Below are 23249 nucleotides of genomic sequence, written 5' to 3' on the forward strand. Positions count from 1 at the left end.
TCTGGTCATTTCATTCCCGTATTGGCGATGCCGGTGGTGATGAAGCGCTGCAGGAAGACGAAGACGAGCGCGACAGGCGCCAGCGTCGCCACCGTCATGGCGAGCAAATAGTGCCATTGCGTCTGCAGCTCGCCCTGGAAGGCGTTGAGGCCGATCTGCAGCGTATGGACCTCAGTCTTGGTCAAGACCGCGAGCGGCCAGAGGAACTCGTTCCAGCGCCACATGATCGAGAAGATCGCGAGCACGGCGAGCGCCGGCATGGCGAGCGGCATCACGATGCGCCAATAGATCTGCCACTCCGAGGCCTTGTCCATGCGCGCGGCTTCGATCAGGTCGCGCGGCAAGGTCAGCATGTATTGACGCAGCAGGAAGACGCCGGTCGGTGTCGCAGCGCCCGGCAGGATCACGGCCCAGAGCGAATTGACCAGGCCGAGTTCGGTGATCACCAGATAGACCGGCACCAGGATGATGGTGATCGGGATCATCAGCGTGCCGACCACCATCAGCATCGCGGCGTTCTTGCCCTTGAACTCGTAGATCGAGAGGGCATAGGCGGCCATCGAGTTGATCAGCAGTGTGATCAGCGTCGCCACCACCGTGACGAAGACCGAATTGCCGAGGAAGCGCGCGAAGGCGAAGCGTTCGAGCGGCTCGGTATAGTTCTCCGTCGCCAGCTTGAATTCGCGCACCGGTGTGCGCTTGTCGATCGGTATCCGGAACTGTTGGGCCGGGCTCTCCGGATCGACCATCTGCGCGACGATGCCGATGCGCCGGACCTGGGCCAGAATCCGGGTCGAGCCGTCATCGAGCGTCGCGCTGAAGAGCGGCAAAGGCTGCGGAAAGCCCTGTACCATGACCTCGCGCTGCGACATCGGCAGCAGCGAGGGTGGGAATTCCAGCAGGCCGGCCTGCGTCTTGAAGGAGGACAGCACGAGCCAGAGCACGGGCCCGAACATCAGCACGACGCCGAGCGCCAGATAGCTATAGGCGGCGATATCGGTCCAATGCCAGCGCCCGGATTTGCGCCGGATCTGCAGGAGGCGCGCGATACGATTCATGCCGACCTCCTGCGGCTCGCCGCCAATTGCGCCAGCGTCAGCCCGAACAGCAGGATGCCGAGCACCACCGAGGCTGCCGCAGCCAACCCGAAATTCTGCACCTGATTGGAGAAGGCCGTCTCATAGATGTACTGCACGACCATCAGCGTCGCCGTGCCGGGCCCGCCTCCCGTCAGCACGAAGACCTCGTCGAAGGTCTGCACGCCGCGGATCAGCGCCAGCACGATGACGACGACGAGATTGGGCCAGAGCAGCGGCAAGGTGATGCGCCAGAAGGCGCGCCAGCGCGGCGTCGCATCCATTTCCGCCGCCTCGTAGAGATCGGCGGGAATCGCCTGGAGGCCGGCAAGCAGGATCAGCGTGTAGAAGCCCATATGGGCCCAGATCGAGACGAAGACCGCCCAGAACATCGCCCAGCCGGGATCGATGAAGAACAGGATCTTCTGGCCGCCGAGCGCGGTCAGGCCGGCATTGAGCAAGCCGTCACGCTGCAGGATCCACTTCCAGATCAGCGCCACCACGACGGGCGAGAGCAGGACCGGGAAGAAATAGACGGCGCGAAAGAAGCCGCGGCCGCGGATGCGCATGTTGAGCACCACCGCGGTGACCAGCGAGAACAGCACCATGGCGACGACCTGGAACGTCGTGAAGCGCAGCGTATTGGCGACGCCGCGCCAGAAATGGTCCTCGCGGCACGAGCCGGGATCGAGGAAGCTGTCGCAGTCGAAGAGATAGGCGTACTGCCCGCCCCCGACATAGGGCCGCTCCGACGGGAACAGGGCCGCCCCGCCCGTCATCGAGAAGACGACATTGATGATGAGCGGCAGGAAGACGAAGAGCGAGAAGAACACCAGGTTCGGCAGCAGGAAAACATAGGCCATCCGGCGCTCGCCAAGCAGCCTCTGCAGCCCCCGCATCGGCCAATCGATCAGCCGCATCAGCACCGCAACGAACAGGCCGAGCCAGCGTGCGGTGCTGCGGCGGAGGGAAAGCGGAGGCGTCACCGGATTACTTCTTGTTGCGCTCGGCGATCTGCTGCTCGACATCGGAGGCGATCCGCTTATAGGCCTCGTCCAGCGTGGTTTCGCCCGAGATCGCCTGGCCGACACGGCTGATCACCGCATTGAAGATGATGCGGTTATTGGCATAGCCCTGCAGCTTGTAGGCAACCGGCGACAGGCCCGCGACCTGGTCGGAAAAGACCTTGAGCGAGGCCTTCGCCAGTGGGCTCGCATCCTTGTAGTCGAGCCCCTTCGCCGCGATGCCGATATGGCCGGGAACGAAGAGCGAGCGGCTGTAGAACTCGCTCAGCACCGGTTCGCTGGCGAGATATTCCATCACCCTGGCGACGGCTGCGGGGTTCTTCGTCGTCTTGATGGCGACCAGCCCGGCGCCGCCCGGCATCGCCGTGCATCCGGCGGGGCCGCATGGCGTCGGCACCGCGACCCAATCGAAAGCATTGCCGACCGTCTTGTCGAACTGGGCAATCTGCCAGGAGCCGGACATGTACATCACGACCTGGGCATTCTTGAACTCGTCATTGGCGCCGCGATAGGCCGCCCCCGAGACCGAGCCCCAAAGCTCCTTGGCCATCACGCCGCTCTTGTGCCAGTCATAGACGAGCTGCGCCGCGCGCTTGAGCCCGTCATCGATCACCGCGGGCTCGCCCTTGGCGTCGAACAGCTTTGCGCCTTCCGAGATCGCCAGACCGAAGAAGCGGTGGCCCGAACGGTCCATGGCGATGGGGAACGGCGCCTGCACCTTGGCGGCGACATCCTTCGTCGCCTTGGCCCAGTCTTCCCATGTCGCCTTGGCACCGGGCATCGCGATGCCGGCCTGCTCAAACAATGTCTTGTTGACGAACGGTCCGGTGACGGTGAGCTGCGTCATGAAGCCGGGAATGGAGTTGGTGTCGCCCTGCGGACGCATCCACTCCAGGAACGGGCCGAAATTGGTGTCCCAATAAGCGGCGTCCTTCAGATAGGGCCGCAGGTCGAGCGCATAGCGGGCGATGCCGCCGAGATCGACGACGCGGGCGATGTCCGGCCCCTGCCCCGAGGCGAGCTGGACCGGCAGATTCTCGTTGATCGCCTTGTAGGGCACCTGATCGAGGACGATCTTGATGTCCTTGTTCTGGGCCTCGAAGCGCTTGAGGAGATCGGCAACGACCTCGCCTTCATTGCCGTCGGAATACCAGCTCATGCGCACGGTGGTCTGCGCCTGAGCGACATCGACCACCAGAAGCCCTGTCACGACGGCCAAGGCCGAAACCCACGCTCTCATTGTCATCTGCGTTCCATCCCGGGATCGTTCCTGGCATCTCAGCTGGATGCCTTGCGGCTATTAGGCAAACGTTTGCCTAACTTGTCAACGGCGGCGTGACGAGGCATTGAAAGGCAGGTCTCGATGATAGCGTGAGACTGGCACATGCTCGTTTCGGCGCATCTCGCCGGCATGAGAATCGATTGGAGCCGATGCAAAGACCCGTTTCTGCCGCCCAGGTTTCGCTTGCGACGGTTGCCGCCGAGGCAGGGGTTTCGGTCGCCACCGTCTCGCGGATCGTGAATGGCGAGACACGGCGGGCCTCGGCTCAGACGGTGATGCGCGTGCAGGCTGCGGTCGTCGCGCTTGGCTACCAGCCCAACCATGTCGGGCGTGCGCTGCGTCGGCGCCAGAGCCGCGTCATCGCGATGCTCGCCCCCAATCTCGACAACCCGGCCATGGCGGCCATCGCGGTTTCGACGGAGGCGGCGCTGCGTGCGGCCGGCTATGTCATGATCCTGTGCGACACGCATGACCGCGCCGATCTGCAGGACGAATATCTGCAGGCCATGCGCTCGCAGCGCGTGCAGGGCTATGTCCTGGTGAGCGCCGTCACGAGCCCGGCGCTCAGCGAGGCGCTCGCACGCGGCGAGCCGATCGTCTTCGTCAGTCGCCGCAATCCCGAGGGCGGCGCCTATGTCGGCATCGACAACCACGCCGCTGGCGCTGCCGCCGCCGATTATTGCCTGGCGCGCGCGATCACCGAACCAGCCGTGATCTTTCCTGCGCAGGGCTCGTCATCGACGGCCGAGCGCGTCGCCGGTTTCGTCGAGCGATTGATCGCGCGCGGTGTCGAGGCCGAACGTATCCGGCGCGCTTCGGCGCCTGGATTGTCGCATCTTCAGGTCGGCTATGACGCGGCGCGTGCCCTCGTCTCGGCAAGCGCCGAGGGCTGGCCGAAAGGCCTGCTCTGCGTCAGCGACATGATGGCCTATGGCGCCTACAGATTGGCCGTCGAGCGTGGTGTCGCCATCCCCGAAGCCTGTCTCCTCATCGGCATCGACGCCAACCCGCTCAACGCCTGGATCGCGCCCTGGCTGACCTCGGTCCATATCCCCTACCCCGATTTCGGCGCAAAGGTCGTCGAGCAGCTCACCGCGCTCTGGGGCGGCACGATGCCGGACGATATCCTGTTGCCGCATTCCCTGGAGCTCTGATCGGCTGGGAAGCACGCGCCGGATCGATGGACCAGGCGCCCACGGCAACCGGCACGGAAACAGTTGTGCCCGCCGCAGCGCCTTCCTTCAGCGATGGCCTCGCAGGCGCACGCAAGGAGTGCGACCTCGCCGGCCGCCCAGCGCCTCTCCATCGAGTGTGGCGAGGCGTTGAACCGCGCCCAGCGCGGACACGACCCACTCGACACGCCGGAGAATGATTGGCGACGCCGTGTGGTGGCCGTGGCGCGCGATGCGCTCGACACGCTCCGCAACGCCGGAACCATCGGCGACGACGCCTATCGACGCGTCGAGGGGGAACTCGACTGGCTGGAGCTCAGCTCCCTGCCTGCAGAGGAGCGCACATAGCGCGCCTCTGCAGATACCGCTCCACCTCTCCGCTTCGGGCGGTGAAGCCGTCGCAACGCATCACCGCCACGCTCAAAGGAGCGTGGCGGTGGGGCCTACCGATAGCGGAGGACGATCAGGCGGCCGCGAGCTCGCGCGCCGCGAATTCGCCTTGGTCGAGCCGAGCGACGAGCGCTGCAAGTTCCGCCGTCTCGCTCTCGCTCAGATCTGTCAGCGGGCTGCGCACCGGGCCTGAATCGCGGCCGATCACCTTCATGCCCGCCTTGATGATCGAGACCGCATAGCCGCGCTTGCGATTGCGGATCGCGATCAGCGGCAGGATGAAGTCGCGCAGGCCCGCCTGCACGGTTTCGCGGTCGCGGCGGCGCACGGCGGCATAGAACTTGGTCGAGAAATGCGGGACGAAGTTGAACACCGCCGAGGAATAGGTGGTGACGCCCATTTCGAGATAAGGCAGCGCGAAGGTTTCTGCCGTGGGCAGGCCGCCGATATAGGTCAGTCGGTCGCCCATGCGCAGATGGATGCGGGTCATCAGCTCGATATCGCCGATGCCATCCTTGTAGCCGACCAGGTTCGGATTGCGCTCGCAGAGCTTCGCCAGCGTCTCCTCGCTGACGATGGCGTTGTCGCGGTTGTAGACGATGACGCCGAGCTTCGTCGCCTTGCAGACCGCATCGATATGGGCAGCCAGTCCCTCCTGCTCGGAGAAGACGAGATAGGGCGGCAGCAGCAGGATGCCGTCGGCGCCCGCCTGCTCAACGCCGGCGGCGAGTTCCGTGGCGATCTGCGTGCCATAGCCGACGCCGGCAAGCACCGGCACCCGGCCCTTGGTCTCGGCCACAGCCGTCGCCACGACCTTCACGACCTCGGCGGGAGAGAGCGAGAAGAACTCGCCCGTGCCGCCCGCCGCGAACAGCCCGGCGACATCGTAGCCGCAGAGCCAGTCGAGATTGGAGCGGTAGCGCGCCTCGTCGAAGACATTGCCGACCGTGAAGGGCGTGACGGGAAAGGACAGCAGGCCGTTGCCGATATGCCTTGCCATCTCCTGCGGGGTCATCTTGCTCATGGTCGCGTCCTTCGCTGAAATCAGACGAAGGAGTAGATCAAGAACGATGCCGATGGAGACCAATCACTGTATCGGTCGATCCATTGATTGGATCGTTCAGCCGGTCCTTGGCAGATCTTGCGCGAGCCCCTTCGCCAACGCGGCGATGATCGGCAGCAGCGGATTGTCGTTGTCGTCGCGGCTGACGAAGAAGAGCTCGGCCGGCCGCTGCCGCGGCAATTCGATCCGGCGCAGCGCGACGCCGCTGAAATGCAGGTTCATTGCCGTTTCCGGCACGAGCGCGACGCCGACGCCGGAATGGACCATGGCCAGGATCGAGTGGATCTGAGCGAGATGCTGGACATAGTTCGGCACCAGTCCGGTGCGGGAAAACAGCTCGACCAGGAGATCGTGAAAATAGCGCGCCTCATAGGGCGCGTACATGATGAAGGGCTCGCGCACGAGGTCGTCGAGCACAACCGTCTCGGCGCGAGCCAGTGCATGCCCCGCCGGCACAGCCGCGATCAATGGCTCGGCTGTGACCCGGAAGGCCCGCAGGCCGTTGCGCGGAATCGGTGGGCGCAGCAGGCCGATGTCGATCTCGCCGGAATCGAGCCGCTTGAGCTGATCGCCGCTGACCATCTCCTTGAGCGAGACCTCGACATCGGGCAATTCGCGCCGGCACGCCGCCACGAGTTCGGGCACATAGGAATAAGCCGAGGTCGCGGTGAAGCCGATATTGATGGAGCCGGCCTTGCCGTTGGCGACGCGCTTTGCGAGCAGAGCCGCGCTCTCGGCGAGCTTGAGCAGGCGACGCGCCTCGGCCAGGAAGCTCTGGCCCGCCGGCGTCAGCTTCACCGTGCGGTTGCTGCGCTCAAGCAGCACGACGTCGAGCACCCGCTCGAGGATCTGGATCTGGCGGCTGAGCGGCGGCTGCGTCATGTTCAGCCGCACGGCGGCGCGGCCGAAATGCAGCTCCTCCGCGACGGCGACGAAGCAACGCAGCTGGCTCAGCTCGAACATGCTCCGCCTCTCCCAGGGCTGCCCATGCCGCATCCCGGGCGAGGCTCGGCGTCAGTTCTGGATGCTAATCCCGGCCTTTTCAATGATGTCCCTGAACTTGGCGATCTCGGCGGTCGATTTCGCCCTGGCCTCTTCTCCACTGGAAGGCGTTGCCGCGGCGCCGAGCTCTTCGAAGCGCGAGGCCACGGAGGGGTCTTTCAGCACGGCTTGCAGCTCGGCGACGAGCCTGTCGCAGATCTCCTTGGGCGTTCCTTTCGGAGCAAGAAAGCCGTTCCAGGAGGCGATGTCGAAACCCGGCAGCGTCTCGGAGAGGGCCGGAATCTCGGGCGCGATCTTGGCGCGCTGTGTCGTGGTGACGGCGAGCCCGCGCACGGCGCCGGCCTTGTAGTGCGGATAGGGCGAGGTGAAATTGTCGAAGGTGATCTTGACGTTGCCGGCGATGACATCCTGCATCAAGGCGCCGGAGGATCGATAGGTGACGTGCTGCATCTTCACGCCCGCGAGCTGCATGAACAGCTCGCCGCAGAGATGGATGGAGGTGCCCAGCCCCGAGGAGGCGAATGTCTCCTTGCCGGGATTGGCCTTCAGATAGGCGATGAACTCCGCGACGCTCTGCGCAGGCAGAGAGGGGTGGCAGCACATGAAATTCGGCTGTGAGGAGGCCAGCGACAGGAACTCGAAATCCTCGAGCGCCTTGAAGGGCAGCTTGTCCTTGAAGAGGTTCGGATTGATGCCGTGCGTGGCCACCGTCGTCATGCCGATCGTGTAGCCGTCGGGCGCGGCATGGGCGAGAGCCGCGACGCCGGTGTTGCCACCGGCCCCGGCCCGGTTCTCGATGACGAAGGACTTGCCCATGCGCTGCGACAGCCTCTCGCAGATGATGCGCCCGATCAGATCGGTGGTGCCGCCGGCGCCGAAGGGGATGATCACCGTCACGGGTTTCGTGGGATAGGCCTGCGCCCAGCCGCCACGTGCGATGAGGGGCGCGGCGAATGCGCCGCCAACCAGGCTGAGCGCCGTCCGGCGCGTGATCGATCGCTTCATCATTCCCTCCCAGGACAGGCCTCGCGGCTTTTTTGCCGTCTGTTCCCGAGAGTAGGCGAGGTCGAAGGGCTCGCAAGTCCGTTCGCGCTATCATGCGATCCAAAAAAGATATCGTTCCATTGCCAATCTAACTCATTGGCGCATCGTGCCTGACCTATCCTCCGGGCTGACAAGGCAGCTCTCAAGACTGCCTGCACGCTCGCTGCCCGGCTGGTCCGGGCCGGCCTGCACCCCACCGGAGGAAATCATGTCCATGTCCAGAGCCATATTCAGATCATCTTCCCGCCTGTCCGCGATCGCTGCAAAAGGCCTGGCCCTCGCGGCTCTTGCCGGCGTCGCATTCGCGAGCCAACCGGCCGTGGCCCAGAAATTCGAGCGCCCCGTCCGCCTCATCGTGCCCTTCGCGCCGGGCGGAACCTCGGACATCCTGGCGCGCCTGATCGGCCCCAAGCTCTCGGCCGCGATCGGCCAAACCGTGGTGATCGAGAACAAGCCCGGCGCCGCCGGCAATCTCGGCGCCGACGCCGTCGCCAAGGCACCGCCCGACGGCCACACCCTGCTGCTGATGGATGTCGGTTCGCTTGCGACGGCGCCGAGCCTGTTCTCCGACCTGACCTATGATCCCAACAAGGATCTGGCGCCGGTCTCGATGGTGATGTTCGGCCCTTATGTCCTGGCAGTGCATGAATCGATTCCGGCGAAGACGGCGCAGGAGCTGATCGCCTACGCCAAGGCCAATCCAAACAAGCTCGCCGTCGCAAATTCAGGTGTGGGCGCGGCCAACCACATTACCGCCGTCTCGATGGCGAAGGAGCTCGGCATCCAGTGGAAGAACGTGCCCTATAAGGGTGGGGCTGCGGCCTCGCGCGCCGTGGTCTCCGGCGAGAGCGGCGTCATCATCAACGGCTCGACCGCGACACTGCCCTTCGTCGCCAACAAGCAGCTTGTCGGCCTCGCCGTCACCGGCGAGGAGCGCGTTGCGGGACTGCCGACCTTCAAGGAGGCCGGGCTGCCAGGCGGCGACGCCGGCACCTGGCAAGGCATCCTGACCACGGCCGGCACCCCGCCCGCGATGATCGCGCGCCTCAACGCGGAGATCGGCAAGATCCTCGAGACGCCCGACATCAAAGCCAGGATCGCCGAACAGGGCGGCGTCGTCCGGGCCGGCTCGCCTGCCGATTTCTCCGCCTGGCTGAAGGATGCGACCACCCGCTGGGGCGGCATCATCCGTGAAGCCGGCATCAAAGGTAGCTGAGCTGGAGCCTGGCCGATGACCCGTTCCCGGATCGACTGGCAGGATCTGCTCTTCGGCCTGTTCCTCGTCGCAGTGGCGGCGGCTGCGCTGATCGCGACCCGCCACCTCGTGGTCGGCAATGCCGCGGATATGGGGCCGGGCTACATGCCGCGCGTGGTCTCATTGGGGCTGCTCGGCTTCGGCCTGTTCTTCTGCGTTCGCGGCGCGAGGCGGGCGGGCCCGGCGATCCCGCCCGTGCAGATCCGCTCGCTGCTCGCGGTGCTCGGCGCGGTTGGCATCTTCGCGCTGACGGCGGAGCGGCTGGGGCTCGCCATTGCCTCGGTCGTCACCGTGATCCTCGCCGGCTTCGCCACGCGCGAAGGACGCCTTCGCGAGACGGTCCCCTTTGCGCTGCTGCTCTCCTGCGTGGCGGCCATCCTCTTCATCAAGGTTCTGGCGTTGCCGGTTCCGCTCTGGCCGCGCTGAAGGCTCATCGACCGATGGAACTCTTCGACAATCTGCTGATGGGGCTCTCGACGGCGCTCGAGCTCAATAATCTCGGCTTGTGCCTGATCGGGGTGGTGATCGGAACGGCAATCGGCGTGCTGCCCGGCATCGGGCCGATTCCGACGATCGCGTTGCTCCTGCCCTTCACGTTCGGGCTGACCCCGGCCGGCTCGATGATCATGCTGGCCGGCATCTATTACGGTGCGCAATATGGCGGCTCGACCACCGCCATCCTGGTCAATGTGCCGGGCGAGACCTCCTCCGTGGTGACCTGCATCGACGGCCACGAGATGGCCAAGCAGGGCAAGGCCGGCACGGCGCTCGCCATTGCGGCGATCGCTTCCTTCTTCGCCGGTACGGTGGCGACCATCATCATCGCGGTGCTGAGCGTTCCGCTCTCGGTGCTGGCGCTGAAATTCACCGCGGTCGAGTATTTCAGCCTGCTCGTGCTCGGGCTGATCGCCGCCGTCGTGCTGGCGCATGGCTCGGTCGCCAAATCGCTGGCAATGGTGCTGCTCGGCCTCCTGCTCGGTCTCATCGGCATCGATGTCTCGTCGGGCGCTGCGCGCATGACCTTCGGCGTCGCCGAATTGTCTGATGGAATCGATTTCGTGCCGGTCGCCATGGGGCTGTTCGGCCTCGGCGAGATCATCGCCAATCTGGAAAGACCGTCCGAGCGCCGCGTCGTCAGCCAGTCGATCCGCGACCTGATCCCGAGTCGAGCCGATCTGCGGGCGGCTTTTCCGGCCATGGTGCGCGGCACGCTGCTGGGCTCGGTGCTGGGCGTATTGCCGGGCGGTGGCGCGGCGTTGCCACCCTTCTCCTCCTATGCGCTGGAGAAGAAGCTCGCCAAGGATCCCTCTCGCTTCGGCAAGGGCGCCATCGAGGGCGTCGCCGGGCCCGAAGCCGCCAACAACGCCGGCGCGCAGACGAGCTTCATCCCATTGCTGACGCTCGGCATTCCCGCCAATGCGCTGATGGCGCTGATGATCGGCGCGCTGATGATGCAAGGCATCCAGCCCGGGCCGCAGATCATGACCGAACAGCCCAAACTCGTCTGGGGCGTCATCGCTTCGATGTGGGTCGGCAATCTGATGCTGCTGGTGATCAACCTGCCGTTGGTCGGCCTCTGGGTCTCGATGCTGAAGATCCCCTATCGCCTGCTCTTCCCGGCGATCGTGCTGTTCTGCTGCATCGGCACCTATGGCATCGCCAACAGCCTGTTCAATGTCTGGCTGATGCTGGCTTGCGCGGGCATCGGATACTTCTTCATCAAGGTCGGGGTCGAGCCGGCGCCGCTGCTGCTGGGCCTGGTGCTGGGCCCGCAGCTCGAGGAGAATTTCCGCCGCGCCATGCTGTTGTCGGAGGGAGATTTCTCGGTGTTCCTGTCGCGGCCGATCAGCGCCGTATTGCTTGCTGTCGTCGCTGTCCTTCTGCTCGCTCTCCTGTCTCCGGCAATCCTGAAAACGCGCAAGGAAGCACTTGCCGAATGATCTATAGCCAGCGAATGAAGGCGATCAGCTGATCTTCCGCAACGCTCCAGCGGCGATGAGCTTGTTCACTGCATCCTGCAGCTTCGCCTCTCCTCCCGCGGACAATTCCCCCACCGGCGGCAAGGACCGGCCGATCGGCAGCCCGAGCATCGCAAAGGCGCGGCGCACCGCTTCCGGGAACTGCTCCGAGAACAAGGCGTCCATCAGCGGGTTCAACCGCCCCTGGGCCGCCAGCGCTTCGCTGACGCGCCCGGTCTCGGCAAGCATCTGGACATTCGCCCAATAGTCCGGAAGCAGCGATGCGGAGGTCAGGATGCCGCCCTTCGCGCCCAGGATTACCTGCTGGACGAACAAAGTGTCCTGGCCGCTCAGCAGGCAGAACGTATCGCTGACCAGCTTCGACAGCTGGTCGAGATGGTAGAGATCGGTGTTGGAGGCCTTCATGCCGATGATGAGACGCTCCTCCTCCATCCGCGCGATCGTCGCAGGCGCCGTGACGATGTGCGCACGATAGGGATTGTCGTAGAAGATGATCGGCAGCTTGAGCTCAGGCGCCAGCGCCCTGAAATAGCGCAGCACGCCCTCCTGATCAGCCCGCGTATAATAAGGCGGGATCACCATGAGGCCGTCGGCACCGGCCTCGCGGTAAAGCCGCCCGGTATCGAGCGCACCACCCAAGCCCGGATCGAGCACGCCGGCGATGATCGGCACGCGCTTGGCAGCAGCGGATACGGTGACCTCCAGCACGCGCTTGCGCGCAGCTGCCGTCAGCGCCGTCGCTTCGCCGGTGCCGCCAAGCGGCACGAGGCCTGATGCGCCCTTCTCGATCTGATAGGCGACGATGCGCTCCAGCCCGTTCTCGTCGATCGAACCGTCAGCCTTCAAGGGCGTGGGAAAAGCGGGGATCAGGCCGCGGAACATCAGATCAGCCATCATGTGCTCGCTGTCGTTCTCAGTTGCCGGAATCTCAATTGCCGAGATGGATCCAGGTGGCCTTCAGCTCGGTGTATTTTTCGAGCGCGTGCAGGGATTTGTCGCGGCCGAAGCCGGACTGCTTGAAGCCGCCGAAGGGGGACGAGATGTCGCCGTGATCGAAGCAATTGACCCAGACCACGCCGGCGCGCAGCGCCGAGGACGCCTTGAAGGCCTTGTTGATGTCGCGGGTCCAGACGGCGGCCGCCAGCCCGTAGATCGTGTCGTTGCCGATCGCGACAGCCTCATCGAGATCCTTGGCTGCGATGGTGGCGAGCACCGGGCCGAAGATCTCCTCCTGGGCAATCGTCATGCCGCTGGTCACATCATCGAACAGCGTCGCTTCGATGAAGCAGCCATCGCCGGCGAGCCGCTTGCCGCCGAGGCGCAATCTGGCGCCCTCCGCCCTGCCCTTCTCGATATAGGCCATGACGCGCTCGGTCTGGCCGGCATCGACCATCGCGCCCATCTCCGTCGCCGGATCGAGCGGGTCGCCGACCTTGATCGCCGCGCCGACCGCCATGACCTTCTCGATGACCTGCTCCTTGACGCTCTGCTCGATGATCAAGCGCGAGCCGGCATTACAGACCTCGCCCTGATTATAGAAGATGCCCCAGGCTGCGGCGGTTGCCGCCGCATCGAGGTCGGGCGCATCGGCCAGGATGATGTTGGGGCTCTTGCCGCCGCATTCCAACCCGACGCGCTTCATGTTGGACTGGCCGGAATACTGCAGGAAATATTTCCCGACCTCGGTCGAGCCGGTGAAAGCGACGGCATCGACGTCCATATGCAGGCCAAGCGCCCGCCCCGCCTTCTCGCCATAGCCGGGCAGGACATTGAAGACGCCATCGGGGATGCCTGCCCGCGCAGCCAGCTCCGCCAGCTTGATCGCCGTCAGCGACGACTGCTCGGCCGGCTTGAGGATAAGGGAGTTGCCCGCCGCCAGGATCGGGCCGATCTTCCAGGCCGCCATCAAGAGCGGGAAGTTCCACGGCACGACCGCAGCGACCACGCCAAGCGGCTCGCGCCTGATCAGCGAGACCGCGCTGCGCGCCGTGGGCGCGATCTCGTCATAGATCTTGTCGATCGCTTCGGCATACCAGCGGATGCATTGGGCCGAGAGCGGCAGGTCGACGGCCAGGCTGTCGCGGATCGGCTTGCCCATGTCGAGGGTCTCAAGCAGCGCGAGCTCCTCGGTATGCGCGGAAATCAGATCGGCGAAGGCGGCAAGCCGTGTCTTGCGCTCGCGCGGCGCCATGCGCGACCAGACCCCCGACTCGAAAGCCTTGCGGGCTATAGCGACCGCGCGATCGACATCGTCCGCCTCACAGGCCGCCACCCGCGCCAGCGCCTTGCCCGTTGCAGGATTGACGCAATCGAAGGTCCGCTCCGACAGCGACGCGACATAGCGACCGCCGATGAAGGCCTGGCCATTGATGGAGAGCGCCGCGGCGCGGGCGTGCCAGTCGATCGAAGCGGACATGGATATCTTTCCGGAAAGGGCCCAGCCAATCGGCCGGCGGAGCCCGACGATAGGAAGTTTCCTCGGCCCGCTCTAGTACAAATTTTTCGTTTTCTGAAAATTGGTTTGGCATCTTCATGATATGCCGTTATCCGTATAGCGTGTGAGACCCCGCCACTGCTACCGGAGCAGCAGCGGCCGAGCCATGGATGCGTCCCGTCAATGCCGCAGATCAAGATCGTCGACGACAGTGCCTCGCGCGCAGCGCCCAGCACGACCGATCCCGATGACGAGACGCAGAAGCTGGGGCGGCGCATCCGCGATCTGAGATCGAAGGCAGGCATGACGCTGACGGAGTTGTCGAAGGCGACAAGCGTCTCCATCGGCACCCTGTCGCAGCTCGAGCGTGGCTTGGTCTCGCCGACTGTCCGGACCGTCTACACGGTCGCGAATGCGCTCGGCGTCATGCCGGCCTGGCTGATAGATCCCTCGCAAAACACCTCAAAAGGCACCGAAAGCCAGTATATCGTCCGCGCCGGTCAGCGCTCGCGGTTGCTCGACATCGATGGCATCCGCAAGGACATCGCCTCGCCGGCCGCCAGCGAAAGGCTCAGGGGCTTCTTCATGGTCATCCAGCCCGGCTGCAGCTCCGGGGCGCAGCCCTACACGCATAAGGGTGAGGAGATCGGGTTTCTCCTGTCCGGGACGCTGGAGCTCCAGATCGATGGCGAGACCTACAGCCTGAACGAAGGCGACTGCTTCGCCTTCTCGAGCTCCAAGCCGCATCACTTCGCGAATGTCACGGCGCGGCCCGCCTCGGTCTTCTGGGTCAACGCCGACATCTGATGCGGCTCAGATTTTCAGAATTTTGAAAATCTTAATTGCGCTCCTGAAAATCGACTGCCATAGTTCCGGCGCTCGCCGCTCCCGGTGAGCTTGCAGGGCGCCGCTGCGCCTGCCGGATCGAAGGAAGCGCCGCAGGTGGCCCAATCAGGCACGGCATCGGAACTCAGTCTGCCCTCGGCGCTGATGCTGCTGGCACCGCTGACCCTGCTGATGCTGGCGATCCTGGTCTATCCGCTGGCGCTCACCGTCTGGACCAGCGTCTATCCCGGCCAGTTTTCGCTTCAGGCCTATACGGAGCTGCTGAGCAGCACGCTGTTCCTCAAGGTGCTGAAGAACACCTTCGAGATCAGCTTGTCCGGCACGCTCGTCAGCCTGCTCGTCGGCTATCCCGTGGCGATGCATCTGGCGGCGCAGCCGCCGAGCCGGCGCACCGCTTATCTCATCATGGTCATGCTGCCGTTCTGGACCAGCATCCTGGTGAAAAGCTTCGCGCTCACCGCCGTGTTCGGCAATCAGGGCCTCGTCAATCAGCTGCTCGGCTTCGTCAGCGGCGGCCAGATCAACCTGCCTATGATGTTCAACCGCGTCGGCGTCATCCTCGGCATGATCAATTTCCTGTTGCCCTTCATGATCCTGTCGATCCTCGGCAGCCTGCTGGCCCAGGACCGCACCTTGATCCTGGCGGCAGAGACCATGGGCGCCAAGCCGTTGCGGATCTTCTGGAAGATCACGCTGCCGCTCAGCCTGCCCGGCGTGATCGCCGGCGTGCTGATCAACATCACCCTGTCCATCGGCATGTACATCACCCCTGCCCTGCTCGGCGGGCGGCAGGACATGATGGTGGCCAATCTCGTCGATTTCTACACGCGCCAGACGCTGGACTGGACGGCCGCGTCGGCGACGGCGGTGGTATTGCTCCTGATTTCCGGCCTGCTGGTCGCGCTGCTCGGCAAGGTGCGCGGCGCCTCCGGGCTCTCGGGAGCAGCCGCATGAACGCGCTCTTCGGTTCGAGCCGGCTCAGCCGCAACCTGATCGCGACCGCGGCCTGGCTCTGCTACGTCTTCCTGCTGCTCCCGAGCCTGATCGTCATCCCGATCTCGTTCGGCAATCCAGGCCAGATCGAGTTCCCGCCGCGTCAGTTTACGCTCGCGCTCTATCAGCAGTTCTTCACCGATCCGGCCTGGTGGGGCTCGATGGTGCAGAGCCTTCTCGTGGCGACCGTGACCACCGTGCTGACGCTGATCCTGGCCGTGCCCGCCGCCTATGCGCTGGTGCGCTCGCGGCTGCCGGGACGCAACCTGCTGCGCGGCTTGTTCATGATGCCGATGCTGGTGCCCGTCATCGTGCTGGGGCTCGGGCTTTACCTGCAGTTCTCGAATTGGGGCCTGCTCGATACGACGACCGGTCTCGTTCTCTCGCACATCATGCTGACGACGCCCTTCATCATGGTGTCGGTGATATCGGGCCTGCAGCACTCGGATGTCTCGCTGGAGACGGTCGCCTCGATCATGGGCGCCTCGCGGCCGGTCATTTTCTTCCGCGTCGTGCTGCCCCAGTTGAAGGCGTCGATCGCGGTCGGGTCGCTCTTCGCTTTCCTGATGTCGCTGGACGAGGTCGTCGTCGCCTATTTCCTCACCGGAACCAAGGCCATGACCCTGCCGGTGAAGATGTACAGCTCGATCCGATGGGAGCTCACGCCGGTCCTCGCGGCTGTCTCTACCCTGCTCACTTTGCTGTCGCTGCTGATCGCATTGGGCATCATCGCCCTGCAGCGCAAGACCGAGGTCACTCCATGACTGTCACGCCCCTGACTGTCACGCCCGCGCCGGCCAGCACTCCGGTCGCCGAAGGCGATCGGGCGATGGTCGAACTTCACGGCGTCACCAAGCGCTATGGCGAGGTCGATGCCCTCAAGCGTGTCGACTTGACGATCCGCAAGGGCGAGTTCGTCACGCTGCTCGGCCCCAGCGGCTCGGGCAAATCGACTTTGCTCAACCTGATCGCGGGCATGATCACGCCCAGTTCCGGCCGCATCGTCATCGACGGGCGCGACGCCACGACATTGCCGACGAACCAGCGTGGTCTCGGCATGGTCTTCCAGAACTACGCCCTGATGCCGCATATGACCGTCTTCGAGAACATCGCCTTCCCGCTGCAGGTCAGGCATCTGCCGAAGGACGAGATCAAACGGAAGGTCGAGCAGGTGCTCGATCTGATCCAACTCGGTCATGTCGCCGGCCGGCGTCCGCGCGAGCTCTCAGGCGGCCAGCAGCAGCGCATCTCGCTCGCCCGCTGCATCGTCTACAATCCCGCGCTGATCCTGATGGACGAGCCGCTCGGCGCCCTCGACAAGAACCTGCGCGAACAGATGCAGCTTGAGATCAAGCGCCTGCATGCCGATCTCGGCATCACCATGCTCTACGTCACCCATGATCAGGACGAAGCGCTGACGATGTCGGACCGCATCGTGCTGATGAATGGCGGCAAGATCGAGCAGCAGGGCCAGCCCGACGAACTCTATTTCAAGCCCGCGACCGTGTTCTCGGCCGAATTCATCGGCAGCTCGAACCTCATTCCCGGCATCGTGGAGGCCGGCGGACCCGGCGGCCTTTCGCTGCGCACCGCGATCGGGACATTCCCGGTGCCCGCCGCCGATTTCGCCGTCTCGACCGGGGACAAGGCCATGCTTCTCGTGCGCCCCGAGAACATGACGCTGACCGGCGGCCCAGAGGTGACAAGCGTCAGCGGCAGGATCGACGATTCGATCCTGCTTGGCGGCGTCGTCAGGCACTTCGTCCGCTGCGAGGATCAGTCGACGATCATCGTCCAGGAACTGAACCAGCCCGACCGCCCGATCGCGAAGCGCGGTGACGAGGTCCGGGCCGGCTGGCCGCCGGCGCATGCGCGCCTGCTGCCGCCCTCCGCACCCCACTGAAAGCCGATGCCTGCCTTCGATCAACGACATCAATAGGGGAGAACGGTGACCATGACTGACAAGACATTCTCGACCTCGCGCCGCGGCCTGCTGCGTGGCGGAGCCGCCGGCCTTGCCGGCCTGATCGCGGCGCCCGCCATCTTCACCGGACGCGCGCAAGCGGCCGACAAGACGCTGACCGTGACCTCATGGGGCGGCGACTACAACAAGTCGGTGCGCGAGGTTTTTGCCGATCCCTTCACCAAGGAAACCGGCATCCCGGTCACGCTCGTCGACAATGGCGACATGGCCAAGGTCAAGGCCCAGGTTCTGAGCAAGGCCGTGCAGTGGGACGTCATCGACGCTCCCGCCGCCTTCGCGACCTCAGGCGCGAAGGACGATCTCTGGGAGCCGCTCGATATGTCGATCATCAAGCCCGGCGACGTCGTGCAGGCCGGCGCTCCCAATTACATGCCGATCTATCTCTATAGCGGCGGGCTGCTCTGGGACGCCAAGCGCCATCCCGACGGCAAGCACCCGGTCGATTTCGCCGGCTTCTACGACGTCAAGAAATATCCTGGGCGACGCGTGATGCGCGCTCTCGCCTCCGAAACGCTCGAAGTCGCGCTGGTGGCCGATGGCGTCGCGCCGAAGGATCTTTACCCGCTCGACGTCGACCGCGCCTTCCGCGCCCTCGACCGGATCAAGCCGCATGTCACCAAATGGACCAGCACCACCCCCGAGCAGGTCAATTCGGTGGTCCAGAACGAAGGCGACTTCTCCTACAGCTATTTCAACCGGGTGAAGGCGGCGCAGAAGGCCGGATCGCCGCTCGACTTCTCCTTCGAGCAGACGGTCAACTCGCTGGATTATCTCGCCGTGCCGAAGGGCTCGCAGAACAAGGAAGCGGCGATGCGCTTCATCAATTTCTGCCTCCGGCCCGATCGCCAGGTCGAATGGGCGATCCGCGGCTACTACCTGCCCAACACCGTCGCAGCGGTGGAGCAGGTCAAGGCTTCGCCGGCGAAGGCCTATCTCCCCGACCTGACGAACGGCAAGAACGTCATCGTCAACGCGGAATGGTGGAGCGCGAACTATACCGCCGCCCAGAAGCGCTATGCCGAGTGGATGCTGAGCTGAGCTCAAACCCTCTTGCAACCATGCCGCTCCGGGCCCTTCCGGAGCGGCTCCCGCTCTCCAGCGCCTCAAGAACGCCATGACGCACGAAGCTCTCCTCGCGGATCTCAGGACCATCGTCGGGGAGCGCTACGTCGTCACCCAGCCCGGTGATGTCGCCCCCTTCGTCATGGACCACCGCACTCGCTATCACGGCGAAGCGCTGGCGGTGGTGAAGCCGGCGAATACAGACGAGGTCTCGCGTGTCGTCGCCGCCTGCGCGCAGGCTGGTGTCGCCATCGTGCCGCAGGGCGGCAATACGGGCCTGTGCGGCGGCGCGACGCCGCTTTCGGGCAAGCCCGGCATCGTCCTGCGTCTCGATCGCATGAACCGAATCCGGGCCTTCTCGGTCGCGGAGGAGACGATCACGGTCGAGGCCGGCTGCATCCTCGCCGAGATCCAGGCCGCAGCCGCGCGCGAAGGCCTGCTCTTTCCCCTGAGCCTCGGCGCCGAGGGCAGCTGCCAGATCGGCGGCAATATCGGGACCAATGCCGGCGGCATCTCCGTGCTGCGCTACGGCAATACGCGTCAGCTCGTGCTCGGCCTTGAGGTCGTCCTGCCCGATGGAACCGTGCTCGACAGTCTGCGCCGGCTGCGCAAGGACAATGCCGGCTATGACCTGAAGCAGCTCTTCATCGGCGCGGAAGGCACGCTCGGCATCGTCACCGCTGCGGTGCTGAAGCTGTTCCCGGCTGTCCGCACCCGTTCGATCGCATTGATGCAGCTCGCCAGTGTCGAGGATGCGCTCGCGATGTTTGAGCGGGCGCGCAAGGTTTTCGGCGAGCAGATTTCGAGCTTCGAGATCATCGGCTCGTCCTACATGGATTTCGTGCTGCGCTATGTCCAGGGCACGACAATGCCCTTCGCCCAGAAGGCGCCGTGGTACCTCCTGCTTGAAGCCGGCGACGCATTGCCGGATTCCGATATCGGCCAGTCCATGGAAAGCTTGCTGGCCGAGGCCTTCGAGGCCGGCCTGGTCCGCGACGCGATCATCGCCGCCAGCCTCGCGCAGGAAGAGGCGATCTGGAAGCTGCGCCATGGCGTGACCGGCGAGTTCAAGCTCGCGGGCAAGACCATGTCGCATGACAGTTCGGTCCCGGTCGCGCAGCAGCCGGAATTCACGGCCCGCATCGAAGCCGGAATCCTCGCGGCTTATCCGGACGCGAATGTGATGATGGTGGGCCATATCGGCGACGGCAACATCCATGTCGTCGTGCTGTTCCCGCATGAGCGTTTCGCCGACGCCCAAGCCTATGAGGACGCTTCCGACGCCATCGACATCATCGTCGACGATATTGCGGTGGCGATGGGCGGCAGCATCACGGCCGAGCACGGCGTCGGCACGAGCTACCGCAAGCGCCTGGCACGGACGAAGAGCAGCGCCGAACTCGCCTTGATGAAGGGCATCAAGCAGCTGCTCGACCCGGCCGGACTGATGAACCCTGGAAAGATCTTCCTCGAAGCCGGCGGGGACTGATACCGATCGCTGGATGCTATGAGCACCCGGCGCCCGCATGCGACAAGCGTTCCCAAGACAGGGACATGCGCCGCCAAGGCCGTTGGAACATGTCATGACCGAGCCGACATCGAAGCCCGATCCTACATCGAAACCATTGCCGCCAAACGTCTATCAGCTCGACGCGCCGGCGGCTCCCGACACCCCGTCCCTCGCGGGCTCGCTGCGGACCTCGGTCGCCATTGTCGGCGGCGGGATCGTCGGGCTGACGACCGCCCTGCATCTGGCAGAAGCCGGCGTCGATGTGACGGTGCTCGAAGCCCAGGAACCCGGCTGGGGCGCCTCGGGCAACAATGGCGGACAGCTCAATCCCGGCCTGAAATTCGATCCCGATACGATCGAGGCCAGCTATGGGCCTGATCTCGGCGCGCGCATGGTCGCCTTCGCCTATGACACGCCCAACCGCACGCTGGCTCTGATCAAGCGCCTCGGCATCGCCTGCGACGCACGCCAGAACGGAACCCTGCGCGTGGCCTATAGCGAGCGCGCGGTCGCCGGAGTCGAGGCGACCGCGCGCCAATGCATTGCGCGGGGCATGCCGGTGACGATGCTCGATCGAGACAAGGTCGCCGAGGCCACCGGCACGGATCGCTATCTCGCCGCCATGCGTGACGGTCGCGGCGGTGATGTGAACCCGCTAGCTTACGTCCGTGGCCTGGCCAAAGCGGCACTGGCTGCCGGCGCGAAGATCCACGGACGCACCCCCGTGCGGGCTCTCGAGCGAACACATGCCGGTTGGGCGCTCCGGACTGACCAAGGCACCGCTCAGGCCGAGAAGATCCTGATCGCGACGAACGGCTTTACGGACGATCTCTGGAGCGGGCTGAAGCGGACGATCGTCCCGGTGTTCAGCGCCATCGCCGCAAGCGCTCCGCTCCCGAGCGAACTGGCGCGTCGTATCCTGCCTGCGCGCTCATCCGTCTATGAGAGCGGGCGCATCACCGTCTATTATCGGGTCGATGCCCGTGACCGTCTCCTGATCGGCGGGCGCGGCCCGATGCGTCCGATCTCGCATCCGGGCGACATCACCTATCTCACCGACTACGCCCAGCGTCTCTGGCCCGAGCTCGCCGGGCAGCCCTGGACCCATGGCTGGAACAGCCGGCTCGCCATGACGCAGGATCACTCGCCGCATCTGCATGAGCCGGCGGAGAACGCGCTGATCTATCTCGGCTGCAATGGTCGCGGCGTCGGCCTGGGCACGGCGATCGCCGAACAATTGGCGGCGCGGTTGATCAAAGGCGCGGCGGCCGAGCTGGACCTGCCCATCGTCTCCCAGAAACCCATCCGCTTTCATGGCCTCTGGCCCCTGGCGGTGCGCAGCGTCGTCATCCACGGCCGGGTCATGGACCGCCTTGGACTGTAAGGTCTCGGCACCGGCTGAGCGGCTGGGCACACCGCTGTATGCCAACTGCCGCCGAAAACGGGCTGCTCAGGCCTTCGACCTGCGCCGGTAGGCGAAGTAGCGTCCGAGCGGCACGCCTTCGGGCAACGGCGTCGCCAGCAGCGCCTCGTCGATCAATTCCGATCCGCTGATCACGAGCGCGTCGTCCGCGGCGAGCGCGGCGACATGCCTCGGCAGCCAGGCCAATGCCACGGCGTCGCGCTCGGGCACACCGGTCGTGGCGTCGACATGGAGCAGAACCGCGCAGCGACCATGCGCTGCGGCGAAGGTCGGCAGCGTCTGCTCCATGTCGCCCAGTACCAGCGCCTCGGGCGGTGGCAGTGAACGCGGATTGGCCCTGGCCTCGCGATCGAAGGCGTAGATCGCACGCTCCGGCAGGGTCTCGCGCAAATGGTCGTAAGTCCGGCCATTGCCGAGGCCGAGCTCGAGCACGAGCCCGTCCCGAGCCGTGATGGCGGCGGCAGCCCAGTCCAGAACCCGGCGCTGGGCCTCGAGACGGCGGATGAAACTGTCGAGACGGCTCATGACGTCCCTGATCGGTGGCAAGGCGAAGGAAGTCAATCACCCGAGGCCCCCGCTCACAGCCATGTGCTTGCTAAAGCAACAGTCCAATGGCCTAATCCCGCGAGATTGCGGACGTGATTGTGCCGCTTTCCATCAGAAACGGTCGAAAAGAGCCTGATTTCACAATTCACGGGAGGTCTCTCATCATGTTCATCTCACGCCGAATCCTGCTGTTGCTCACCGCGGCCGGGCTCGCAATGACAGCAACGGCTCCAACCGTCGCGCAGACCTGGCCGACGAAGTCGATCACCTTCATCGTGCCTTTCCCGGCCGGTGGCGGCACGGATGCCTTCGCCCGGCCGATCGCGGCGCAGTTGGAGCAGCAGCTCGGCCAGCGCATCATCATCGATAACCGCGGCGGCGCCGGCGGCACGGTCGGCGCCTCGGCTGCCTCGAAAGCCGCGCCCGACGGCTACACCTTCTTCGTCGGGGCCGCCCATCACACCATCGCGCCCGCGCTCTATCCGAAGCTCGACTATGACATCGAGAAGGATTTCATCCCCGTCGGCGTGATCGCTCAGCCGCCGCAGGTCATCGTCGTCAATCCCAAGAAGGTCGAGGCCAAGACCCTCGCCGAGCTGATCGCCTTCGCCAAGGCCAACCCAGACAAGCTGAACTATGCCTCGGCCGGCAACGGCACGACGCATCACCTCGCCGGCGAGCTGTTCAAGCTGCTGGCGAAGGCGCCGCTCACCCATGTTCCCTATCGCGGCGCCGGTCCCGCCATGCAGGACCTCGTCGCCGGCCAGGTCGACGTCATGTTCGATGGGCTCGGCTCCTCCGCGCCGCAAATCTCTGGCGGTGCGCTGCGTGCGCTGGCCGTTGCCGCGCCGGCCCGCTCCGAGGTGATCGCCTCAGTCCCGACCGCCAAGGAGGCCGGGCTCGAGGGCTACGAGGTTGCAACCTGGTATGCGATCTGGGCGACCAAAGGCACGCCGGCGCCGATCGTCGCCCGTGTGAGCGAGGAGCTTCAAAAGGCCCTGAAGGCACCGATGATCGTGGAAGCCTGGAAGAAGAACGGATCAGCCATCCCAGCGCTTTATGGGCCGGATTTCGCCAAATTCGTCTCTGCCGAGGTCGTCCGCTGGGGCAAGGTCGTCAACGAAGCGAATATCCGGCTCGAATGAGCCGCGATAGGTGGGGCA

The 23249-nt window shown here is 65.0% G+C and carries 22 protein-coding genes; 13 read left to right on the forward strand and 9 right to left on the reverse strand.

Going from position 1 to position 23249, the window contains the following annotated elements; all coding sequences use genetic code 11:
- Positions 1-5 precede the first annotated feature (5 nt).
- The 3 genes from J2Y55_RS13080 to J2Y55_RS13090 all read right to left on the reverse strand — a co-directional run bounded on the left by J2Y55_RS13080 (position 6) and on the right by J2Y55_RS13090 (position 3347).
- Positions 6-1058, reverse strand: coding sequence for a carbohydrate ABC transporter permease (locus tag J2Y55_RS13080; RefSeq protein WP_310153466.1), 1053 nt, complete (start codon positions 1056-1058; stop codon positions 6-8).
- A complete protein-coding gene (locus J2Y55_RS13085) occupies positions 1055-1996 on the reverse strand; it encodes a carbohydrate ABC transporter permease (RefSeq protein ID WP_310154341.1) in 942 nt (313 codons plus the stop codon). The genes J2Y55_RS13080 and J2Y55_RS13085 overlap by 4 nt, the downstream gene beginning before the upstream one ends.
- 70 nt (positions 1997-2066) lie before the next feature.
- Positions 2067-3347 (reverse strand): ABC transporter substrate-binding protein, encoded by a 1281-nt coding sequence (locus J2Y55_RS13090; protein ID WP_310153470.1) that lies wholly within the window; start codon positions 3345-3347, stop codon positions 2067-2069.
- 185 nt (positions 3348-3532) lie between these two features.
- On the opposite strand from J2Y55_RS13090, the gene J2Y55_RS13095 reads away from it, so the two are divergent.
- Both J2Y55_RS13095 and J2Y55_RS13100 read left to right on the forward strand, forming a co-directional pair.
- Complete coding sequence (locus tag J2Y55_RS13095; RefSeq protein ID WP_310153473.1) at positions 3533-4537, forward strand: LacI family DNA-binding transcriptional regulator; 1005 nt, start codon at positions 3533-3535, stop codon at positions 4535-4537.
- Positions 4538-4705: 168 nt separating this feature from the next.
- A complete protein-coding gene (locus tag J2Y55_RS13100) occupies positions 4706-4903 on the forward strand; it encodes a hypothetical protein (RefSeq protein WP_310153475.1) in 198 nt (65 codons plus the stop codon).
- Positions 4904-5018: 115 nt separating this feature from the next.
- Here J2Y55_RS13100 and kdgD read toward each other — a convergent pair whose 3' ends face one another.
- From kdgD to J2Y55_RS13115, 3 genes are all read right to left on the reverse strand, one after another.
- Positions 5019-5969 (reverse strand): 5-dehydro-4-deoxyglucarate dehydratase, encoded by a 951-nt coding sequence (kdgD, locus tag J2Y55_RS13105; RefSeq protein ID WP_310153478.1) that lies wholly within the window; start codon positions 5967-5969, stop codon positions 5019-5021.
- Positions 5970-6065: 96 nt separating this feature from the next.
- Positions 6066-6971: a LysR family transcriptional regulator gene (locus J2Y55_RS13110; RefSeq protein ID WP_310153481.1), complete on the reverse strand. Its 906-nt coding sequence runs from the start codon at positions 6969-6971 to the stop codon at positions 6066-6068.
- 51 nt (positions 6972-7022) lie between these two features.
- Positions 7023-8015 carry a Bug family tripartite tricarboxylate transporter substrate binding protein gene (locus J2Y55_RS13115; protein WP_310153484.1) on the reverse strand — a complete coding sequence of 331 codons (993 nt, stop codon included), beginning with the start codon at positions 8013-8015 and terminating at the stop codon, positions 7023-7025.
- A gap of 253 nt (positions 8016-8268) precedes the next feature.
- Here J2Y55_RS13115 and J2Y55_RS13120 point away from each other — a divergent pair, with 253 nt between their 5' ends.
- From J2Y55_RS13120 to J2Y55_RS13130, 3 genes are read left to right on the forward strand one after another with little or no spacing between them, the layout of a single operon-like run.
- Positions 8269-9270: a Bug family tripartite tricarboxylate transporter substrate binding protein gene (locus J2Y55_RS13120; RefSeq protein ID WP_310153487.1), complete on the forward strand. Its 1002-nt coding sequence runs from the start codon at positions 8269-8271 to the stop codon at positions 9268-9270.
- 15 nt (positions 9271-9285) lie between these two features.
- Positions 9286-9735 (forward strand): tripartite tricarboxylate transporter TctB family protein, encoded by a 450-nt coding sequence (locus tag J2Y55_RS13125; protein WP_310153490.1) that lies wholly within the window; start codon positions 9286-9288, stop codon positions 9733-9735.
- A 14-nt stretch (positions 9736-9749) separates the two neighbouring features.
- Positions 9750-11249: a tripartite tricarboxylate transporter permease gene (locus J2Y55_RS13130; RefSeq protein WP_310153493.1), complete on the forward strand. Its 1500-nt coding sequence runs from the start codon at positions 9750-9752 to the stop codon at positions 11247-11249.
- 24 nt (positions 11250-11273) lie between these two features.
- On the opposite strand, the gene J2Y55_RS13135 is transcribed toward J2Y55_RS13130, so the two are convergent.
- The gene (locus J2Y55_RS13135) at positions 11274-12182 is read right to left on the reverse strand and encodes a dihydrodipicolinate synthase family protein (protein WP_310153496.1); all 909 of its coding nucleotides are present in this window, start codon (positions 12180-12182) and stop codon (positions 11274-11276) included.
- 34 nt (positions 12183-12216) lie between these two features.
- A complete protein-coding gene (locus J2Y55_RS13140) occupies positions 12217-13704 on the reverse strand; it encodes an aldehyde dehydrogenase (protein ID WP_310153499.1) in 1488 nt (495 codons plus the stop codon).
- Positions 13705-13905: 201 nt separating this feature from the next.
- Between J2Y55_RS13140 and J2Y55_RS13145 the strand changes: the two genes are divergently transcribed.
- The 7 genes from J2Y55_RS13145 (at position 13906) to J2Y55_RS13175 (ending at position 21501) form a co-directional block, all read left to right on the forward strand.
- A complete protein-coding gene (locus J2Y55_RS13145; protein ID WP_310153503.1) occupies positions 13906-14529 on the forward strand; it encodes a cupin domain-containing protein in 624 nt (207 codons plus the stop codon).
- Between the two features lie 135 nt (positions 14530-14664).
- Positions 14665-15522, forward strand: a complete 858-nt coding sequence (locus J2Y55_RS13150) for an ABC transporter permease (protein WP_310153506.1) — start codon at positions 14665-14667, stop codon at positions 15520-15522.
- A complete protein-coding gene (locus tag J2Y55_RS13155) occupies positions 15519-16325 on the forward strand; it encodes an ABC transporter permease (protein ID WP_310153508.1) in 807 nt (268 codons plus the stop codon). Before J2Y55_RS13150 ends, J2Y55_RS13155 begins: the two co-directional genes overlap by 4 nt.
- Positions 16322-17464 (forward strand): ABC transporter ATP-binding protein, encoded by a 1143-nt coding sequence (locus J2Y55_RS13160; protein WP_310153510.1) that lies wholly within the window; start codon positions 16322-16324, stop codon positions 17462-17464. Before J2Y55_RS13155 ends, J2Y55_RS13160 begins: the two co-directional genes overlap by 4 nt.
- A gap of 51 nt (positions 17465-17515) precedes the next feature.
- Complete coding sequence (locus tag J2Y55_RS13165) at positions 17516-18583, forward strand: polyamine ABC transporter substrate-binding protein (protein ID WP_310153514.1); 1068 nt, start codon at positions 17516-17518, stop codon at positions 18581-18583.
- Between the two features lie 76 nt (positions 18584-18659).
- The gene (locus J2Y55_RS13170) at positions 18660-20096 is read left to right on the forward strand and encodes an FAD-binding oxidoreductase (RefSeq protein WP_310153517.1); all 1437 of its coding nucleotides are present in this window, start codon (positions 18660-18662) and stop codon (positions 20094-20096) included.
- Between the two features lie 94 nt (positions 20097-20190).
- Positions 20191-21501: an NAD(P)/FAD-dependent oxidoreductase gene (locus J2Y55_RS13175; protein ID WP_310153520.1), complete on the forward strand. Its 1311-nt coding sequence runs from the start codon at positions 20191-20193 to the stop codon at positions 21499-21501.
- Positions 21502-21567: 66 nt separating this feature from the next.
- Here the strand turns inward: J2Y55_RS13175 and J2Y55_RS13180 are convergent, their stop codons facing one another.
- On the reverse strand, positions 21568-22065 hold the full coding sequence (locus J2Y55_RS13180; protein ID WP_310153523.1) for a class I SAM-dependent methyltransferase: 498 nt from the start codon (positions 22063-22065) through the stop codon (positions 21568-21570).
- A gap of 185 nt (positions 22066-22250) precedes the next feature.
- Here J2Y55_RS13180 and J2Y55_RS13185 point away from each other — a divergent pair, with 185 nt between their 5' ends.
- A complete protein-coding gene (locus tag J2Y55_RS13185) occupies positions 22251-23231 on the forward strand; it encodes a Bug family tripartite tricarboxylate transporter substrate binding protein (protein ID WP_310153527.1) in 981 nt (326 codons plus the stop codon).
- The last annotated feature ends 18 nt before the right edge of the window (positions 23232-23249 follow it).

Source organism: Allobosea sp. BE125 (assembly GCF_031456075.1).
Classification (GTDB): Bacteria; Pseudomonadota; Alphaproteobacteria; order Rhizobiales; family Beijerinckiaceae; genus Allobosea.

Bases quoted from the DNA above. Each gene is read 5' to 3' on its own strand.
- J2Y55_RS13160 (WP_310153510.1), top strand. From the start codon at position 16,322: ATGACTGTCACGCCCCTGACTGTCACGCCCGCGCCGGCCAGCACTCCG.
- J2Y55_RS13165 (WP_310153514.1), top strand. From the start codon at position 17,516: ATGACTGACAAGACATTCTCGACCTCGCGCCGCGGCCTGCTGCGTGGC.
- J2Y55_RS13080 (WP_310153466.1), bottom strand. From the start codon at position 1,058: ATGAATCGTATCGCGCGCCTCCTGCAGATCCGGCGCAAATCCGGGCGC.
- J2Y55_RS13085 (WP_310154341.1), bottom strand. From the start codon at position 1,996: ATGCGGCTGATCGATTGGCCGATGCGGGGGCTGCAGAGGCTGCTTGGC.
- J2Y55_RS13180 (WP_310153523.1), bottom strand. From the start codon at position 22,065: ATGAGCCGTCTCGACAGTTTCATCCGCCGTCTCGAGGCCCAGCGCCGG.
- J2Y55_RS13130 (WP_310153493.1), top strand. From the start codon at position 9,750: ATGGAACTCTTCGACAATCTGCTGATGGGGCTCTCGACGGCGCTCGAG.
- kdgD (WP_310153478.1), bottom strand. From the start codon at position 5,969: ATGAGCAAGATGACCCCGCAGGAGATGGCAAGGCATATCGGCAACGGC.
- J2Y55_RS13090 (WP_310153470.1), bottom strand. From the start codon at position 3,347: ATGACAATGAGAGCGTGGGTTTCGGCCTTGGCCGTCGTGACAGGGCTT.
- J2Y55_RS13140 (WP_310153499.1), bottom strand. From the start codon at position 13,704: ATGTCCGCTTCGATCGACTGGCACGCCCGCGCCGCGGCGCTCTCCATC.
- J2Y55_RS13110 (WP_310153481.1), bottom strand. From the start codon at position 6,971: ATGTTCGAGCTGAGCCAGCTGCGTTGCTTCGTCGCCGTCGCGGAGGAG.
- J2Y55_RS13155 (WP_310153508.1), top strand. From the start codon at position 15,519: ATGAACGCGCTCTTCGGTTCGAGCCGGCTCAGCCGCAACCTGATCGCG.
- J2Y55_RS13145 (WP_310153503.1), top strand. From the start codon at position 13,906: ATGCCGCAGATCAAGATCGTCGACGACAGTGCCTCGCGCGCAGCGCCC.
- J2Y55_RS13175 (WP_310153520.1), top strand. From the start codon at position 20,191: ATGACCGAGCCGACATCGAAGCCCGATCCTACATCGAAACCATTGCCG.
- J2Y55_RS13185 (WP_310153527.1), top strand. From the start codon at position 22,251: ATGTTCATCTCACGCCGAATCCTGCTGTTGCTCACCGCGGCCGGGCTC.
- J2Y55_RS13115 (WP_310153484.1), bottom strand. From the start codon at position 8,015: ATGAAGCGATCGATCACGCGCCGGACGGCGCTCAGCCTGGTTGGCGGC.
- J2Y55_RS13135 (WP_310153496.1), bottom strand. From the start codon at position 12,182: ATGGCTGATCTGATGTTCCGCGGCCTGATCCCCGCTTTTCCCACGCCC.
- J2Y55_RS13120 (WP_310153487.1), top strand. From the start codon at position 8,269: ATGTCCAGAGCCATATTCAGATCATCTTCCCGCCTGTCCGCGATCGCT.
- J2Y55_RS13170 (WP_310153517.1), top strand. From the start codon at position 18,660: ATGACGCACGAAGCTCTCCTCGCGGATCTCAGGACCATCGTCGGGGAG.
- J2Y55_RS13125 (WP_310153490.1), top strand. From the start codon at position 9,286: ATGACCCGTTCCCGGATCGACTGGCAGGATCTGCTCTTCGGCCTGTTC.
- J2Y55_RS13095 (WP_310153473.1), top strand. From the start codon at position 3,533: ATGCAAAGACCCGTTTCTGCCGCCCAGGTTTCGCTTGCGACGGTTGCC.